This window comes from Micromonospora sp. FIMYZ51, assembly GCF_038246755.1.
Lineage (GTDB): Bacteria > Actinomycetota > Actinomycetes > Mycobacteriales > Micromonosporaceae > Micromonospora.
In genome coordinates, this window is record NZ_CP134706.1 from 4,213,494 (window position 1) to 4,230,584 (window position 17,091).

General features: G+C 71.4%; 15 protein-coding genes. 11 read left to right on the plus strand and 4 right to left on the minus strand.

The genetic code is table 11. From position 1 onward, the window contains the following. Positions 1-551 precede the first annotated feature (551 nt). The gene (locus QQG74_RS19190) at positions 552-1,361 is read left to right on the plus strand and encodes a phosphohydrolase (protein WP_341716141.1); all 810 of its coding nucleotides are present in this window, start codon (positions 552-554) and stop codon (positions 1,359-1,361) included. Between the two features lie 14 nt (positions 1,362-1,375). Here the strand turns inward: QQG74_RS19190 and QQG74_RS19195 are convergent, their stop codons facing one another. Continuing rightward, complete coding sequence (locus tag QQG74_RS19195) at positions 1,376-1,924, minus strand: hypothetical protein (RefSeq protein ID WP_341716142.1); 549 nt, start codon at positions 1,922-1,924, stop codon at positions 1,376-1,378. Between the two features lie 139 nt (positions 1,925-2,063). On the opposite strand from QQG74_RS19195, the gene QQG74_RS19200 reads away from it, so the two are divergent. Further along, on the plus strand, positions 2,064-2,795 hold the full coding sequence (locus tag QQG74_RS19200) for a hypothetical protein (RefSeq protein ID WP_341716143.1): 732 nt from the start codon (positions 2,064-2,066) through the stop codon (positions 2,793-2,795). A 67-nt stretch (positions 2,796-2,862) separates the two neighbouring features. Here the strand turns inward: QQG74_RS19200 and QQG74_RS19205 are convergent, their stop codons facing one another. Continuing rightward, on the minus strand, positions 2,863-3,531 hold the full coding sequence (locus tag QQG74_RS19205; RefSeq protein ID WP_341716144.1) for a hypothetical protein: 669 nt from the start codon (positions 3,529-3,531) through the stop codon (positions 2,863-2,865). 652 nt (positions 3,532-4,183) lie between these two features. Here QQG74_RS19205 and QQG74_RS19210 point away from each other — a divergent pair. Further along, positions 4,184-4,411, plus strand: a complete 228-nt coding sequence (locus QQG74_RS19210; RefSeq protein ID WP_341716145.1) for a hypothetical protein — start codon at positions 4,184-4,186, stop codon at positions 4,409-4,411. A 201-nt stretch (positions 4,412-4,612) separates the two neighbouring features. Continuing rightward, the gene (locus tag QQG74_RS19215) at positions 4,613-6,055 is read left to right on the plus strand and encodes a cellulase family glycosylhydrolase (protein ID WP_341716146.1); all 1,443 of its coding nucleotides are present in this window, start codon (positions 4,613-4,615) and stop codon (positions 6,053-6,055) included. Between the two features lie 183 nt (positions 6,056-6,238). Here QQG74_RS19215 and QQG74_RS19220 read toward each other — a convergent pair whose 3' ends face one another. Together QQG74_RS19220 and QQG74_RS19225 are read right to left on the minus strand one after the other, a co-directional pair. Continuing rightward, positions 6,239-7,270, minus strand: coding sequence for a sporulation protein (locus QQG74_RS19220; protein ID WP_341716147.1), 1,032 nt, complete (start codon positions 7,268-7,270; stop codon positions 6,239-6,241). Between the two features lie 189 nt (positions 7,271-7,459). Further along, the gene (locus QQG74_RS19225) at positions 7,460-8,899 is read right to left on the minus strand and encodes a glucose-6-phosphate dehydrogenase (protein WP_341716148.1); all 1,440 of its coding nucleotides are present in this window, start codon (positions 8,897-8,899) and stop codon (positions 7,460-7,462) included. A gap of 347 nt (positions 8,900-9,246) precedes the next feature. Here QQG74_RS19225 and pgi point away from each other — a divergent pair, with 347 nt between their 5' ends. The 7 genes from pgi to QQG74_RS19260 all read left to right on the plus strand — a co-directional run bounded on the left by pgi (position 9,247) and on the right by QQG74_RS19260 (position 16,992). After that, positions 9,247-10,881 carry a glucose-6-phosphate isomerase gene (gene pgi / locus QQG74_RS19230; RefSeq protein ID WP_341716149.1) on the plus strand — a complete coding sequence of 545 codons (1,635 nt, stop codon included), beginning with the start codon at positions 9,247-9,249 and terminating at the stop codon, positions 10,879-10,881. Positions 10,882-11,152: 271 nt separating this feature from the next. After that, positions 11,153-12,184, plus strand: coding sequence for an AAA family ATPase (locus tag QQG74_RS19235; protein ID WP_341721288.1), 1,032 nt, complete (start codon positions 11,153-11,155; stop codon positions 12,182-12,184). Beyond that, positions 12,181-13,155, plus strand: a complete 975-nt coding sequence (locus QQG74_RS19240) for a DUF58 domain-containing protein (RefSeq protein WP_341716150.1) — start codon at positions 12,181-12,183, stop codon at positions 13,153-13,155. The genes QQG74_RS19235 and QQG74_RS19240 overlap by 4 nt, the downstream gene beginning before the upstream one ends. Next, a complete protein-coding gene (locus QQG74_RS19245; protein ID WP_341716151.1) occupies positions 13,152-14,102 on the plus strand; it encodes a VWA domain-containing protein in 951 nt (316 codons plus the stop codon). The genes QQG74_RS19240 and QQG74_RS19245 overlap by 4 nt, the downstream gene beginning before the upstream one ends. Before the next feature lie 61 nt (positions 14,103-14,163). Further along, a complete protein-coding gene (locus QQG74_RS19250; RefSeq protein ID WP_341716152.1) occupies positions 14,164-15,084 on the plus strand; it encodes a trypsin-like peptidase domain-containing protein in 921 nt (306 codons plus the stop codon). Between the two features lie 7 nt (positions 15,085-15,091). Further along, the gene (locus QQG74_RS19255; RefSeq protein ID WP_341716153.1) at positions 15,092-15,790 is read left to right on the plus strand and encodes a response regulator transcription factor; all 699 of its coding nucleotides are present in this window, start codon (positions 15,092-15,094) and stop codon (positions 15,788-15,790) included. Further along, entirely contained in the window at positions 15,787-16,992 is a 1,206-nt protein-coding gene (locus QQG74_RS19260; RefSeq protein ID WP_341716154.1) for a HAMP domain-containing sensor histidine kinase, read from the plus strand. The genes QQG74_RS19255 and QQG74_RS19260 overlap by 4 nt, the downstream gene beginning before the upstream one ends. Positions 16,993-17,091 lie beyond the last annotated feature (99 nt).

Consider the following 17,091-nt stretch of genomic DNA (forward strand, 5'->3'; position numbering starts at 1 on the left):
CCGAGTTCCCGGAACCGGAGGAGCGGCGGGCGGCTGACCTTCGGCGAGTAGCACCCGCACGTCGCCGACGATAATGCCCCCGGACGCGTGCGCCGCTCTTCCGGACATGCGATCTGACGTACGGCATGAGACGCTCCCGAGTCGAAGGGGAGCCTCAGTCTCACCTCGAGCTACGACACGTTCAACGCTCGACCAGCGATAACGTCGGCTTCCCGACAGCGACACCATCGAGGCGAGCACGACCGGGGCGTCAGCCGTTGGAACGGTACGCCGCTCGGGCACCAGGCCTGCGGCTGGCCAGCACGGCGAGGGTCTCCCGGCGTACCTCCTCGACCTCGTGCGCCAACCTGCGGTGGGGTGAAGCGGACGACCTGAATGCCGAGGGCAGCCAGCTGGGCGTCACGCCGCAGGTCGATCTCGCGCTGTCGCGGGTCACCGTGGGTGGTGGCGGCCCAAGGCAGCCGAGGCCCATCGGTCGGAAGCAGGGGGCAAGGCGGGGTGGGGGCGGTGGGTGGGGCCTTGGTGGGGGTGGGATCGGGTATAAGGGGCGGGTGGAGTTGCCGCCTTATCTGGCCAGTATGCCGATGCACGCGATCACCGAGATGTACGGGGAGGTCGGGCTGCGCGAGCGGTTCCGGCTGGAGATTGAGGTGTTCGAGGCGGAGGAGCGGGACCGGCTGGGTGAGGCGTTGGAGTTGGCCGCCAGGCTGCACCACGCAGACCGGCGGTCCCGTGAGCCGTACCTCAACCACCTGCTCCGGGTGGCGATCCGCATGATCCACTACTACGAGGTACGCGACGTCGACGTGATCGTCGCCGGGCTGTTGCACGACGCCGTGGAGGATCACCCGGTCGAGTTGGCGGGCGGAAGCGCACCGAGCGGAAGCGCACCGGGCGGGAGCGCACCGGGCGGGAGCGCACCGGGTGGGAGCGTCGAGGGCGGGAGCGTCGAGGGCGGGAGCGATCCGAGCGCGGCGGCGTTGGCGGTCCTCGGCGAACGGTTCGGGGGGCGGGTGGCGCGGCTGGTGGCGGCGGTGACCAACCCGACCTGGGATCCCGGACGCGACCGCAACGAGCAGTACCGCGAGCACCTCGCGGTCAGCCTCGACCGGGAACCGTGGGCACGGGTCATCAAGGTCTCCGACTTCACCGACAACGGGGTCGGCGTGATCCACTCGGTCGGGCCGAAGGTCGAGTCGTCGGCACGCAAGTATCGCCCGCTGGTGCCGCTCTTCCGGGACCTGGTCACCCGGCCGGACACCCCGCTCTCCGCGCCGGTTCGGCAGCACATCCTCGGTCAGCTCGACCTGGCCGAGGAGCGCTTCAGCGCGATTCTCGACCAGCCTGCCCAGCACGCCTGAGCTGGGCTGTCGGGTCAGGCGTTTGTGGAGGTGCTGGTCGGTGCGGTGGTCTTCTGGTAGAGGCGGCTCTCCAAGAGGCTGGCCTGGGCGACCGAGCCGCCGCCGACGCCGAGGCCGCTGCGAGCCGCGTGGTAGAAGTTGTCCCGCGCCTCGTTGGCCCGATGCAGCAGGTCGGGCAGTTCATGTTCGGACGGCATGCCTCGGGCGAGGCGTTCGATCGCCCAGACCGCATCGCGCCACGAGCGGGCCGCGGTCACCGTGGGGCCGTCACCGAGCAGGAGTACGTTCTCCCAGGCGATGGTGTGCCGGAAGGATGCCTCGGTCAGCGCGGCGTGCTCCTGTTCCCGGTCGAGGTAGCCGCCGATCATCCGGCTGGCGATCGTGTGCACCTCCTTGAGTGCCCGGGCGAACTCGGCGTACGCGTCCAGCCGCCGCTCGTCCCACCGCACCGTCTGGCGGCGACGCCACCGTGACCGGTCGGCGAGTGAGGTGGCGACGATCGTGCCGATGGTGCCGACCAGCACACCGAGCAGGGCCGGCAACTGTGTGACGAGGCTCCCCATGGCGTCAGCCTGCCAGCCGCCGGCAATCCCGGACGCCCGGCCCATCCGGCGTCTGATCCGGTGCAAGCCAAAACGGGATCACCGGATGCGTGCCGAACTCTTATTCTTGGGCGTTCGAATTTCTAGGGGGGGTTTCATCGTGCGTGTTGCACGCGTACTCGCGCCTGCCGCGATAGCGCTCGTCCTGCTCGCCGGCTGTGGTGACGACGGCGGCGATGCGGGGTCGTCCACCCCGTCCAGCACCGCACCCGCCAGCAACGGAATCGCGGATCAGACGGCGGAGGAGATCCTGGCGGCGGCGACCGGCGCGTTGGAGAAGGCAGGCTCGTACCGGGTCAGCGGCGAGGCAAAGGATGGCGGCGAGATCACGTCCATCGACTTCAAGGTCACCGGCGACGATCTGTTCGGCACGATCGGCATGGAGGGCACCTCGATCCAGCTGCTCATGGTCGGCAACAAGTCCTACTTCAAGGCGGACGCCGAGTTCTGGACGATGATGGGTGGTCCGGAGGGCAAGACGATGGCCAAGCTGATCAACGATCGCTGGGTCAAGGTGGCGCCGGACGACGACATGTTCTCCGGCATCTCCGAGCTCGCCGGGATGGCCGACCCGAAGTCGCTGCTCAAGCCGGACGGAAAGATCACCAAGGGCGAGGTCAAGGAGATCGAAGCCGGACCGGCCATCGCACTCGTCGACGAGTCGGACAAGAGCAGTCTGTACGTGGCGACGACCGGCGAGCCGTACCCGTTGCTCGTCGAGTCCTCCGACGGAGACGTGGCGATCAGCGGTTTCGGGGAGTCCTTCCCGGAGCTCAAGGAGCCGACCGAGAAGGAGATTGTCGATCTCAGCGAGATGACCGCCGGCAGCTGACCGCGCGGTAGCCGAAGACGAGCAGCGGCGGGGCGGGACTTCGGTCCCACCCCGCCGCTGTTTACCGTCAGGAGGTGAACTTTTCCAGGGCGAGTTCGAGGGCGGCGGTGTCCGGCTGGGCGTACGCCTTCATGGTCTCCTTGTTGTAGGAGACGAAGCTCGGGCAACGGACGGCCGGGGCGTTGATCCGTCCACCCTCGCCGATCTTCTCACCGGTCTTCGCCGCGTAGAAGGTAAGCGTGTAGCGCGAGGAGACGTAGTCGACGGTGACCTTCTTGTCGTCCCGGTCCTTGTACTCGCACTTGCGCGCTTCGCCCTCGCTACCCTGCTCGAAGGCGAGGCAGCCGACGACGGAGACCGAGGCCCAGTCCGAGGTCCGGGCGTGGTACGGCTTGTCGAAGCCGACCGACTTGCTCAGCCAGGATTCCGGCCGCTCCGGGGAGTTGGCGAAGGTGTAGACCTTGGCGCCCTTGGCCGCGGTGTAATCCGCGGCGTTCAGGATCGGGCTGCCCTCGCAGACCGCCGACATGTCGCTGGAGTTGCGGGCGGTGATGGCGTTGTTGTTTTGCGGCTGCTCCTCGGGCGACGGCGGGGCCGCGGGAGACTCGCTCGCGGCGGGCGAGCTGGTCCCGCCGGTGGTGACCGTCGGCTCGTCGTCGTCGCCGGAGAACACGAAGAAGCCGATCAGCCCGCCACAGGCGACAAGCACCGCCATCACCACCGCGCCGATGCCCACGCCGAGCCAGAGCCCGTTCTTCGAGGAACTCTTCGGCGCAGCAGCGTAGGACGGCGGCGGGAGGGGCGCACCGAACTGGGAAGGGTAACCGGGCTGGCCGGGCTGTCCGACCGGAGAGCCGGGAGGTAGGGGTTGGCCGACCGGGGAGCCGGGAGGTAGGGGTTGGCCGACCGGGGAGCCGGGAGGTAGGGGTTGGCCGACCGGGGAGCCGGGCGGGACCGGCTGACCCACGGGAGAACCGGGCGGGGTGCCCCAGGCGGCGTTCGGATCCGGCTGCCCTCCGTGCGGAGGGTAACTGTCACTCATGTGTGGCCCTTGTCAAAGTCGAGCGGTTCACTTGCACAAGATCAGAGCCAGGGTAGTGAGCGAGGCAAATCGGGGCGCCGGCTCCCCTCGGTCTTGTTCCGCAGCGTGGACACGGATGGTGACGAAGCCGGACCATCCAGACCTGAGTGCGCGCCGCCGACGGGTCTCGCTCCGCCCGTACCCGCCGGGTCTCGCTCCGTCCGCTGCCGGGTCTCGCTCCGCCCGTACCCGCCGGGTCTCGCTCCGTCCGCTGCCGGGTCTCGTTCCGCGCGCCGCCGCCCGGCGTCCGGTGTGGCCGGGCGGCGCAGCGGGTACCTGACCGGAAACCGGCGAGGAGGAGGACGAGATGACCGACCCGAGGTACACCCCGATCGCGGTCACCGCGGCCGGGCTGGTCGACGACGCCAGCGACGCGGACGGCGGTGCGGTGGTCGGCGCGGACGACGCGGCGGCCGACGCCGCCCGGGCGGGTGCCGACGTCGATCTCAGCGGCGCGCGGCGGGATGTCGACCCGACTCCGGTCGGCGCGGCCGACGCCGAGGCAGACCGGCGGCGCGCCGCCAACGAGGTGTGACGGCAAACTCGCAGTACGCGGCAGGTAGACGCCCCGGGACCGGATTACCGGGGCGTCGCCTTCTCGACACTTTGATAGATGGAAATATTGCGTGACTGTTTCGCGGCATCGTAGGCTGCCGTGGGAGCGCTCCCGGCCATTCCGTCCGACCGCGTGGGAGCTGCCGTACCCACCACCACGACCAGATTGCGACGGTCCCCCATGAAGCATCCTCCCCGCCGCACCCGCCGCCTGTTGGTCGCCGCCGGTGCCGTCGGTGCGCTGACTCTCGGCGCGCTGGCGTCGCTGCCCGCCACCAGCGCGATGGCCGCGACCGGCTGCTCCGTGAGCTACACGACGAACAGCTGGTCCGGCGGATTCACCGCGAGCGTGACGATCACCAACCTCGGCGACGCGGTTTCCAGCTGGAGCCTCGGATTCTCCTTCCCGGACAGCGGCCAGCGCGTCACCCAGGGCTGGTCGGCGACGTGGAGCCAGAGCGGCAACGCCGTCACCGCCCGGAGCGAGAGCTGGAACGGCTCATTGGCGACCGGTGCCCGTACCAGCATCGGCTTCAACGGCAGCTTCACCGGCGCCAACCCGGCCCCGACCTCGTTCACCCTCAACGGGACGGTCTGCACCGGCTCGACCGCTCCCACCACGCCAGCACCGACGACTCCCCCGCCGCCCACGACGCCCCCGCCGACGACTCCCCCGCCCGGCGGGCAGACTCCGGTGGCCATCAACGGACAGCTGCGGGTCTGCGGAGTCAACCTGTGCAACCAGTACGGTCGGCCGATCCAGCTGCGTGGCATGAGCACCCACGGCATCCAGTGGTTCGGTAACTGCTACAACAGCGCCTCGCTCGACGCCCTCGCCACCGACTGGCGGTCCGACCTGTTCCGGATCGCCATGTACGTGCAGGAGGACGGTTACGAGACCGACCCCGCCGGCTTCACCAACCGGGTGAACAACCTGGTCGAGGAGGCCACCCGGCGCGGCATGTACGCGATGATCGACTTCCACCTGCTCACCCCGGGTGACCCGATGTTCAACCTGGAGCGGGCCAAGACCTTCTTCGCCGCCGTCTCCGCCCGGCACGCCGCGAAGAACAACGTGATCTACGAGATCGCCAACGAGCCAAACGGGGTGAGCTGGTCGACCATCAAGAACTACGCCGATCAGGTCATCCCGGTGATCCGGGCCAACGACCCGGACGCGGTGGTCATCGTGGGCACCCGGGCGTGGTCCTCGCTTGGCGTCTCGGAGGGCGGCAACCACACCGAGATCGTCAACAACCCGGTGAACGCCAGCAACGTCATGTACGCGTTCCACTTCTACGCCGCCTCGCACCGGGACAACTACCGGGCCGAGGTGGAGCGGGCGGCGGCCCGGCTGCCGCTCTTCGTCACCGAGTTCGGCACGGTGGACTACACCGGAGACGGCGCTGCCGACCTGGCCAGCAGCACCCAGTGGCTGGACCTGCTGGACCGGCTGAAGATCGGCTACGCGAACTGGACCTTCTCCGACAAGGCCGAGGGCAGCGCCGCGCTGCGGCCCGGCACCTGCAACGGCAGCAACTACACCGGCACCTCGATGCTCACCACCTCCGGTGCCTTCATGCGGGACCGCATCCGTACCCCGGACGACTTCCCGACCAGCTGAGTCTGTACCACCACCACGGCGGCCCCGGCGTTGCACCGCGCCGGGGCCGCCCCCTGTGCCGATCAGGGGCGGGACCGCCCCCTGCGCCCGCCGGGACGGGACCGCCCGGCCACCAGTGGGGAGCCTGGTGGCCGGGCGGTCGGTACGGGGTGGTCAGCTGCTCGTGGGGACAGCCCGCGGGTCCTATTCCTCGCCGCCGTCCTCGCCCTCGTCACCGCCGAAGGAGTCGAAGACCTCCTCGGCGACCATGCCGCCGGCGAAGCCGAGCGCCGCGCCACCGACCACCCCGGCGGCCACCGCGCCCATTCCCGACCCCCGCCGCTCGTGGTGCTCCTCATAGTGCCCGTAGCCGGGCTGATGCGGAGGGTAGCCCATCGGCGCACCGTAGCCAGCCGGTCCCCGGTGGCCGGTCGGCGCACCGTAGCCGGGGTGCTGGGTCTGGTACTGCTGCAACGCCTCGCGCAGCCAGCGGTCGACCTCGGCGGCCCAGTCCAGCCCGTCGGCGTCGGCGTGCGCGACCCGGTATCGGCCGTAGGAGTCGTGGCTGCCCATGAAGAGCCCGGTCTGCCGGTCGAACTCCAGCACGATCTCCACGCCCTGCTCGTCGGCGAGGAAGGTCAGCTCGACCTGGTTGACGCCGTGGGCGTACTGCGGCGCGGCGAAGTACTCGATCTCCTGGTAGAAGGGGAGCGTCTGGTGCGCCCCGGCGATGTACCCGTGTTCCAGGTCAGCGCTCTTGAATCGGAAGCCGAGCTGGCCGAAGGCGGTCAGGATCCGCTCCTGCACCGGCAACGGGTGCACGTGCACCGGGTCGAGATCGCCCTTGTCGACCGCACCACGGATGGCGACCTCGGTGCGTAGGCCCAGGGTCATGCCGGGCAGCCGCTGCCCGTAGATGTCGGTCACCGGCGTCTGCAACGGGATCGGGAGCTGGAACGGAATCGCCAGCTGCTGCCCCTGCGCCAGGCGCAACCCGCTGGCGACCGGGACCCGGTGGAACTCGACGCTGGCGTCGTGGTCTGCCTCCGCGCCGTCGACCTCCACCCGGGTCACCAGCCCCAGCACGATCTGGTCGATGTCCGCGTCCTGGCTGCCGCCGGTGAGGTTCACCTGCCCGTCGAGCGTCAGGCCGGGACGGGTGTTCGGATTGGACAGGACCGTGTCGACGCTGGGCGCGCCGATCCCGAAGGCACCCAGCATCTTCTTGAACACCACGAGTCTCTCCCTCGACAGTGAGCGGGCGCGACGCACGGCAGAAACGTGAAACTTTCACGCACAACCCCTGCGCCACAACGGAATCAGCGCCGTCCATGATGGATTCCGTCGCGCCGGGAAGCTAGCACCGACACCTGAAAGATAGCTGAGAGAGATCAGGGTGTCACCATAAGTGAGTACGGCGATCGGTCAGCCCGGCACCGGACCGAGCAGCGAGTCGGCAGGCCCGGTGGAACCCGCGGGGTACTCCCCCAGCGGCACCGTGCCCGCCTTCCAGGCGGCCAGCACCGGCTCGACGATCCGCCAGCACTCCTCGGCGACGTCACCGCGTACCGACAGCGTCGGGTCGCCCTCGAACGCGCCGCGCAGCACCTCGCCGTACGCCGGCAGTTCCCCCGGGCCGAAGTCGGCCGTCAGCCGGACCCGGTCCAGATCGAAGGGGTTACCGGGACCGTTGATGTTGAGATCGAGGCCGAGGCAGTCCGGGCCGAACCCGATCCGCAGCCGGTCGGGATGCTGGTAGCCGATCAGCCCGTCGGGCACCCGGGCCGGCTGCTTGAAGGTGATGATCGCCTCCTTGCGCATCTCCGCCATGGCCTTGCCGGACCGTAGCCGGAACGGCACCCCCGCCCAGCGCCAGGTGTCCACGGTGAGCACCATCTCGGCGAGGGTTTCGGTGTGCCGGCTCGGGTCCACGCCCGGCTCGTCGACATAGTTGGGCAGCCCGCGCCCGGCGATCTCGCCCGCCGTGTAGCGGGCCCGCCGGCTGGCCGCCGCCGGGTCGTCGTCCCAGAGCCGGGTGGCCCGCAGCACCTGCGCGGAACGGCCGCGCAACTCCTGCGCTTGCAGGGTCGGCGGCGGATCCATCGCGAGCAGGGCGAGCACCTGGAGCAGGTGGCTCTGCACCATGTCGATCAACGCACCCGCGCGGTCGTAGTAGCCGGCCCGGCCCTCCAACCCGAGGGTCTCGTCGAAGACGATGTCCACGCAGGCCACGTGCGTGGCGTTGAGCAGCGGCTCGAAGATCCGGTTGGCGAACCGCAGGCCGAGCAGGTTCAGCACGGTCGATTTGCCCAGAAAATGGTCGATCCGGTGGACCTGGTCCTCCGGTACCAGGGTGGCCAGCAGGTTGTTGAGCGAGTGGGCCGAGATCCGGTCGACGCCGAACGGCTTCTCCAGCATCAGCCGGGTGCCGGGCGGCACGCCGATGCGGGCCAGCGCCGCCGCCGCGCGGGCGGTCACCATCGGCGGCAGCGCGAAGAAGATCACCACTGGCCCGGCGCAGTCGGCCAGCAGCCGTCGCAGGCCGTCCTCGCTGGTCACGTCGGCGGTCACGTACCGGCTGTTCCGGATCACCTCGCTTTCGGCGGGTCCGTCGGCACCGACGGTGGCGAACGAGTCGGCCACCCGGCGACGCCAGCGCTCGTCGTCCCAGTCGTCCATGCCACTGCCGATCAGGCGCAGACCGGGGACCCCGCCGCTGGCCAGCAACACCCCCAGACCGGGCAGCAGCAGCCGCCCGGTCAGGTCACCGCTGGCACCGAGCACCAGCAACGTCTGCCGGATGGGCCGGGTGGTGGCGGAACTCACGGGAGCGGCTGCGGGGGCGCTGGGAACCGGCGTCGTCATGCCTCCACCTTGCCCTGTGCCGATCAACGGCCCGGCACGGACCCCGCCGACCGGCCCGGCGCGGGACCCGACGGCCCGGCGCGGGACCCGACGGCCCGGCGCGGGAGCCGACGGCCCGGCGCGGGACCCGATGGCCCGGCGCGGGACCCGATGGCCCGGCGCGGGGTCGCTGACAGGTGCCGTCGAGCCGCGCGGCGTGGTCAGAGGCCGGGCGCTCGGCTGCCGACGGTTACCGGTCCACCGCGTCCGGCTCGCGCCACGATCTTCGTGTGGCAGGCTGGTCCTACCTCCGCCGGTGCACCACGACGCCGGCGACGCGCCGACCCTGCGAGGAGACGATCGATCCGATGGCTGCGGACGTCACCACCACCGACGAGTGGCAGGCCCTGCGCAAGCACGCCGACGAGATCCGCGCCACGCATCTGCGGGACCTGTTCGCCGCCGACCCCCAGCGCGGCGAACGGTTGACCGTCGAGGTGGCCGACCTCTACATCGACTACAGCAAGAACCTGGTCACCGACGAGACGCTCGGGCTGCTGACCGCGCTGGCCGAGCGGGTCGGGCTCACCGACCGGATCGCCGCGATGTTCGCCGGTGCGCACATCAACGGCACCGAGGACCGGGCCGTGCTGCACACCGCGCTGCGGCTGCCGCGCGAGGCCACGCTGACCGTGGACGGTCAGGACGTGGTGGCCGACGTGCACGGCGTACGGGAGCGGATGGCCGAGTTCGCCGAGCAGGTGCGTTCCGGGCGGTGGCGTGGGCACACCGGCGAGCGGATCCGCACCGTGGTCAACATCGGCATCGGCGGCTCCGACCTCGGGCCGGTGATGGCGTACGAGGCGCTGAAGGCGTACCGCGACGGCGGCCTCAGCTGCCGCTTCGTGTCGAACATCGACCCCACCGACATCGCCGAGACCACCGCCGACCTCGACCCGGCGACCACGCTGTTCGTGGTGGTGTCGAAGACCTTCTCCACCCAGGAGACCCTGGCCAACGCCGAGCAGGCCAAGCGCTGGCTGCTGACCGGGCTCGGCGTCGGCGAGGAGGCGGTGGCCAAGCACTTCGTCGCGGTGAGCACCAATGCGCAGCGGGTGGGCGACTTCGGCATCGACCCGGCGAACATGTTCGGCTTCTGGGACTGGGTGGGCGGGCGGTACTCACTGCCCTCGGCGGTGGGCCTGTCCGTGCTGCTCGCCATCGGGCCGGCCCACTTCGACGACCTGCTCGCCGGCTACCACGCCGTCGACGAGCACTTCCGCACCGCACCACCGGCCCGTAACGCGCCGGTGCTGCTCGGGCTGCTCAACGTCTGGTACGCCAACTTCCTCGGCGCGCAGACCCACGCGGTGCTGCCGTACTCGCAGTACCTGCACCGCTTCCCGGCGTACCTGCAACAGCTGACCATGGAGAGCAACGGCAAGTCGGTGCGTACCGACGGGCAGCCGGTGTCGTACGACACCGGGGAGATCTTCTGGGGTGAACCCGGCACCAACGGTCAGCACGCCTTCTACCAACTGCTGCACCAGGGCACCCGGCTGGTGCCGGCGGACTTCATCGGGTTCAGCGCGCCGAATCACGACATCGGCGAGATGCACGACCTGTTCATGTCCAACTTCCTCGCCCAGACCGCAGCGCTGGCCTTCGGTCGCACCGCCGAGCAGGTGGCCGCCGAGGGCACCCCGGCGGATCTCGTGCCGCACCGGGTCATGCCCGGCAACCACCCCACCACCACGATCATGGCCGAGAAACTCACCCCCGGCACCCTCGGCCAACTTGTCGCCCTCTACGAACACATCGTGCTCACCGAGGGCGTCATCTGGGACATCAACCCCTTCGACCAGTGGGGTGTGGAACTCGGCAAGGTGATGGCCAACCAACTTGCCCCCCTGCTCACCGGGGACCGGGCCGACCTGTCCAACCTGGACTCCTCCACCGCCGCCCTGATCTCCCGCTACCGCACCCAGCGCCGCCGCGACTAGGAAGTCGACCAGGAGGTTGTGGTCACGGCGCGCCGGTCCGCAACCTCCTGGTCAACTCCGGCGAGGGCGGCACGGCACGGTGCGCGGCCCGTTCGCCGCCTGACTCGATCTCGACCGTAGCCCGGCTGCGACCGTGGCGCTGGTCACGGGATTCGGCGTTCGGTTGTTTTTCGGTTCGCTCTGGCCCAATGGGTCACGAGCGGGTGCCCGGCCTGGGTCGGGTACCGCGTCCCTGACGCGACCGAGGAGCACGTGCGTGACGACGACCGACATCCGCGAATTCCACGTCATCGGCGAACGCGCCGAGGACACCAGGCTGCTGGAACAGACCCTGTTCGAGGTGAAGCGGGTCATCGTCGGGCAGGACCGGTTGGTGGAACGACTGCTTACCGCGTTACTGGCCCGAGGGCACTGCCTGCTGGAGGGGGTGCCCGGGGTCGCCAAGACCCTCGCGGCGGAAACCCTGGCCACCGCGGTGGGCGGCAGCTTCGCCCGGATCCAGTTCACCCCCGACCTGGTGCCCTCGGACATTCTGGGTACCCGGATCTACCGGGCGTCGAAGGAGAGCTTCGACGTCGAGCTGGGACCGGTGATGGCCAACCTGGTCCTCGCCGACGAGATCAACCGGGCACCGGCAAAGGTGCAGTCGGCGTTGCTTGAGGTGATGGCCGAGGGTCACGTCTCCCTCGGCGGCCGGACGTACCCGATGCCGACCCCGTTCCTGGTGCTGGCCACCCAGAACCCGATCGAGTCCGAAGGGGTCTACCAGCTGCCCGAGGCGCAGCGGGACCGGTTCCTGATGAAGGTCGTGGTGGACTATCCCACCGACGACGAGGAGCTGGGCATCCTCTACCGGATGGGCACCAGCGTTCCGGCCGCCCGGCCGGTGCTGGATCCGGGCCGCCTGGTGGCCTTGCAGGCGCGGGCCCGCGCGGTGTTCGTCCACCACGCCCTGGCCGAGTACGTGGTCCGGCTGGTGCTGGCCACCCGGGATCCGCAGCGGTTCGGGCTGGCCGACGTGGCCGCGCACCTGGCGTACGGTGCCAGTCCGCGCGCCACCCTCGGCCTGGTCGCCGCCGCCCGGGCGCTGGCCCTGCTGCGCGGACGCGACTACGTGCTGCCCGTCGACGTGCGGGAGATCGCCACCGACGTGCTCGCGCACCGGCTGGTGCTCTCCTTCGACGCGGTCGCCGACGACGTCGACCCGACCGAACTGGTGCGGCGCGTCGTCGAGGCCGTGCCACCGCCGCAGATCGCCCCCGCCCAGCAGGACCAGGGTCCGGGTCTGGGGGCGGCGGCATGAACTCCGACTCGACCCGGCTCGGACAGTTGGCGCCGCAGCGCCGGTTGCGTCGGCTGGAACTGACGATCAGCCGCCGGCTCGACGGCCTGCTGCACGGGCAGCATCTGGGCCTGCTGCCGGGGCCGGGCAGCGAGCCGGCCGGCAGCCGCGAGTACCGCCCCGGCGAGGACGAGGTACGGCGAATGGACTGGTCGGTGACGGCGCGGACCGCGGTGCCGCACGTGCGTACCGTCGACGCCGATCGGGAGTTGACCACCTGGACGCTTGTGGACGCGACGCCGAGCATGGACTTCGGCACCGCGGAGCTGGAGAAGCGGGAGCTGGCGGTGGCCGCGGTGGCCGCGGTCGGCTTCCTCACCGCCGGTGCCGGCAACCGGCTCGGCGCGCATGTGCTCGGCGCGGCCGGGGTACGCCGCTTCCCCGCCCGCACCGGCCGCTACCACCTGCTCAGCCTGCTGCGTACGTTGCTGGCGGTGCCTCGGGGCCGGCCGGCCAGCCAGCCGGTGTCGCTTGCCGACGCGATCGACGGGCTGCGCCGGTCGGCCAGCCGGCGGGGCCTCGCGGTGGTGGTCTCCGACTTCCTCGACGGCCTGCCCGACGAGGGGATCGGCGCCGCGCCGCCGGACTGGGAGCGGCCGTTGCGCCGGTTGGCCGCCCGGCACCAGGTGCTCGCCGTGGAGGTCCGCGACCCGCGCGAGTGGGAACTGCCCGACGTCGGCCTGATCACGCTTGTGGACCCGGAGAGCGGACGCCGCCGTGAGGTGTCCACCGGCAGTCGCCGGCTGCGCGAACGGTACGCGGCGGCGGCTGCCGCCCAGCGGCTGACGGTGGCCCGGGCGCTGCGCCGGGCCGGCGCCGCCCACCTGCCGCTGAGCACCGACCGGGACTGGATCGGCGACATCATCCGGCACGTGCACGCCCAACGCCGCCTGTCCCGCACGCCCCGACCCGCCAACGGAGGTGCCGCATGAGTTGGGCGTCGCCGGAACGATTGTGGCTGCTGGTCGGGGTGGCCGCCCTGACCGTCGGCTACCTGCTGAGGCAACGACGACACAGCCGGTACGCGGTCCGTTTCACCAACCTGCGGTTGCTGGACAAGGTGGCACCGGCCCGCCCGGCGTGGCGGCGGCACGTGCCGGCCGGGCTCTTCATCGCCATGCTGGCGCTGCTGGTGGTGGGCTTCGCCCGCCCGACCGACGACGTGCGGGTGCCCCGGGAACGGGCCACCGTGATCGTGGCGGTCGACGTGTCCCGCTCCATGCTCGCCGACGACGTGCCGCCGGACCGGCTGATCGCGGCCAAGGACGCCGCCCAGGAGTTCGTCGCGGACCTGCCGCAGGAGTTCAACGTCGGGCTGGTGGCGTTCGCCGGCAACGCGTCCGTGCTGGTGGCTCCCGGCGGCGACCGGGAGTCGGTCGCCGCCGGCATCGACCGGCTCGACGAGGGCATCACCAGTCTCCAGGGCACGGCGATCGGCGAGGCCATCCATTCGTCGCTGGAGTCGATCCGCAGCCTGGACGCCCAGGCCGTGGAGGAACCGCCGCCGGCCCGGGTGGTGGTGCTCTCCGACGGGGCGAACACCTCCGGGCGCGACCCGGTGTCGGCCGCCGCCGACGCGGTGGCGGCCGGCGTCCCGGTCGACACCATCTCCTTCGGTACGGCCGACGGCCGCATCGGCGGGGCCCAGCCGGTCCCGGTCGACGGGGAGACCCTGCGTACTGTCGCCGAGCAGGCGGGCGGCGGCTACTACGAGGCCGGCAGCAGCGACGAGCTGCGCGCGGCGTACGCCGACATCGGTTCCTCGGTCGGCTACCGGTTGGAGCGGCAGGACGTCTCGGCCCGGTTCATCGGCGCCGGCCTGGTGTTCGCCCTGCTGGCCGCCGGTGCGTCGATGCTCTGGTTCTCCCGCCTGCCCTGACGGCTGCTCCCCCGGCCGCTGCGACCAGGCCGCCGGACGTCCACCTAGGAGGGACATCGCCATGCCGAGCACGATTGCGGGCCTCGGCGAGCCGCGCGGGCCGCGGTTCGTCTCACCCGCCCTGACGCCCGAGGGCGGCCCAGCCGACCCGTACGGCGGACCTGATGGGATCGCCGGGCCCGACGACGTGCCAGGCGGGCCGGCGGCACAACCGCCGGACTCCCCCGGCCCGGCACGCTGGCCCCGGCTGCTGTTGACCGGGTTGACCCTGGTGGCGGTGTCGGCGGGGACCGGCGGCGTCGCCGGTCACCTCGCCGCCCGCGACGACCCACCGGAGGCGGTCGCCGGGGCACCGCCGGCCGTCGTACCGCCGGGAGCCGCCGGTGACCTGGTCGCCGCCGCCGACCGGGTCCTGGCCGGGGTGGTCTCGGTGCAGGTCTCCGGCAGCGGTCGGGGGGCCTCCGGGTCCGGGTTCCTGATCGACGACCGGGGGCACGTGGTCACCAACAACCACGTGGTGGCGCGGGGCGGCACGATCAACGTGATCGGCCAGGACGGTCGGCGGCTCACCGCACGGTTGATCGGCCGTGACCCGGGTACGGACATCGCTGTGCTGCGCGTCGATCCGGGCAACGGACTGCGTCCGCTGCCGTTGGCGGCGAGCGGTCAGCCCCGGGTCGGTGAACCGGTGCTCGCCGTCGGTTCGCCGCTGGGCCTGTCGGGCACGGTGACCGCCGGGATCGTCAGCGCCCTGGACCGGCCGGTACGTCTCGGTGGTGGTGCCCGGCAGCCGGCGGTGCAGACCGACGCGTCGATCAACCCCGGCAACTCGGGCGGCCCGCTGGTCAACGGCCAGGGTGAGGTGGTCGGCGTGAACACCGCCATCGCCACCCTGGAGGGCGGTGGCAACATCGGTATCGGCTTCGCCATCCCGATCGACCGGGCGGCACAGGTGGCGCAGCGGCTGATCGCGAGGGGATGAGGCGGACATGCGGCTACTCGTGGTGGAGGACGAGGAGGATCTGGCCGGCGCGCTGCGCGTCGGGCTGACCCGGGCCGGCTACGCCGTCGACGTCGCGGCCGACGCGGCGGAGGCGTACGAGTTGTTGCAGGTCAACGCGTACGATCTGATGCTGCTGGACATCAACCTGCCGGACGTGGACGGCTTCGCGCTGTGCCGGGCGGTCCGCCGCGGCGAGGTGGCGGTGGCCGGCGGGCCGGAGCTGCGGGTGCTGATGCTCACCGCCCGGGGCGCGCTGGGTGACCGGGTCCGGGGCCTGGATGAGGGCGCGGACGACTACCTGGTCAAGCCGTTCGCCCTGGCCGAACTGCTGGCCCGGGTACGGGCACTGCTGCGCCGGGACACCGGCGGCACGTCGGCGGTGCTCTCGGTCGGTGCGCTGACCCTGGACACGGCCCGGCACGAGGCCCGGCGGGGTACCCGCCGGCTGCACCTGACCCGCAAGGAGTTCGGGGTGCTGGAGTACCTGATGACCCGCCCCGGGCTGGTGGTGCCGGCGGAGGAGTTGCTGGAGCACGTCTGGGACGCCAACGCCGACCCGTTCACCGAGACCGTCCGGGTCACCGTCGGCACGCTGCGGCGCAAGCTCACCGCCGACGATGACGACCAGGCCCCGATCGAGACGGTGATCGGCCGGGGTTACCGCCTCCGGGAGGTGGCCGCGTGACGATCTTCCGGTCGATCCGGTTCCGCCTGACGGTGCTCTACTCGACACTGCTGTTCGCGCTTGCCGGCGCGGGTCTGCTGGTGGCGTACCTGGCAGTGGACCGGGCGGTCGACCCGAAGCCGATCACCGAGCGTTACCAGGCGCATCTGGTCAAGCTCAAGGCCGACGGTCGTACCGTGCCGACCGGCACCACTCTGGAGGTGGCCGAGGTGCAGCAGATCGAGGACGAGGTGAACCTGCGGCTGCTGGAGACGGTCCGGGACTATTCGTTGATCGCCCTGGGCGGGCTCTTCGTGGCCAGTCTCGGCATCGGCTGGGTGCTCTCCGGCCGGGCGTTGCGGCCGGTGGGCGCGATCGCCCGGACCGCCCGGGACATCCAGGCCACCGACCTGTCCCGCCGGATCCGGCTCGCCGGTCCCCGCGACGAACTACGCGACCTCGGCGACACCATCGACTCGATGCTGGACCGCCTGGACCAGGCGTTCCGCGCCCAGCGGCAGCTCATCGACGACGCCTCGCACGAGCTGCGCAGCCCGCTGGCGATCATCCGGGCCAACCTGGACGCGTCCCTCACCGCACCGGAGGCCACCGAGGCGGAGCGCGCCGCCGCCGTGGCGACCGTCGACCGGGCCACCACCCGGATGTCCCGGCTGGTCGAGGACCTGCTGGCCACCGCCCGGCGGGACGCCGACTCGATGGCCGACACCGACGTCGATCTGAGTGTCGTCGCCCGGGAGGCGGGCGAGGACTTCACGCCGCTGGCCGCCGGGCGCGGGCTGCGCCTGCGGTACGCGCTCGGCACCGACCTCACGCTCGTCGGCGATCCGGACGGGCTGCGCCGCGCCGCGGCGAACCTGCTCTCCAACGCGGTACGCCTCTCCCCGCTGGGCGGTGCCATCGTGGTGGCGACCGGCCGGGTGGGCGGCTGGCTCTGGCTGGCCGTGGTCGACGAGGGGCCCGGCATCGCCGAGCCCGACCAGGCGCGGGTCTTCGACCGGTTCTGGCGGGGCGAGGGTGGCCGGAGCGGCTCCGGCGACCGACGGACCGGGCTGGGACTGGCCATCGTCCGGCAGATTGTCGAGTCCCACGGTGGGCAGGCCGCGGTGCACTCCGTGCCGGGCGCGGGCAGCACCTTCGTGCTGTGGCTGCCGGCGGCGGACCGGGACGATGACGCTGCGCCACCGGCCGACTCGCCGTGGTGATGCCGCGATCTGTCATCCAACTGTCATCCAACCGTGCGGTCGACTCCAAGGTTGGTGCGCAAGGTGGTGGTCGATCGGGACGGCGCGTCTGGCCGCCGG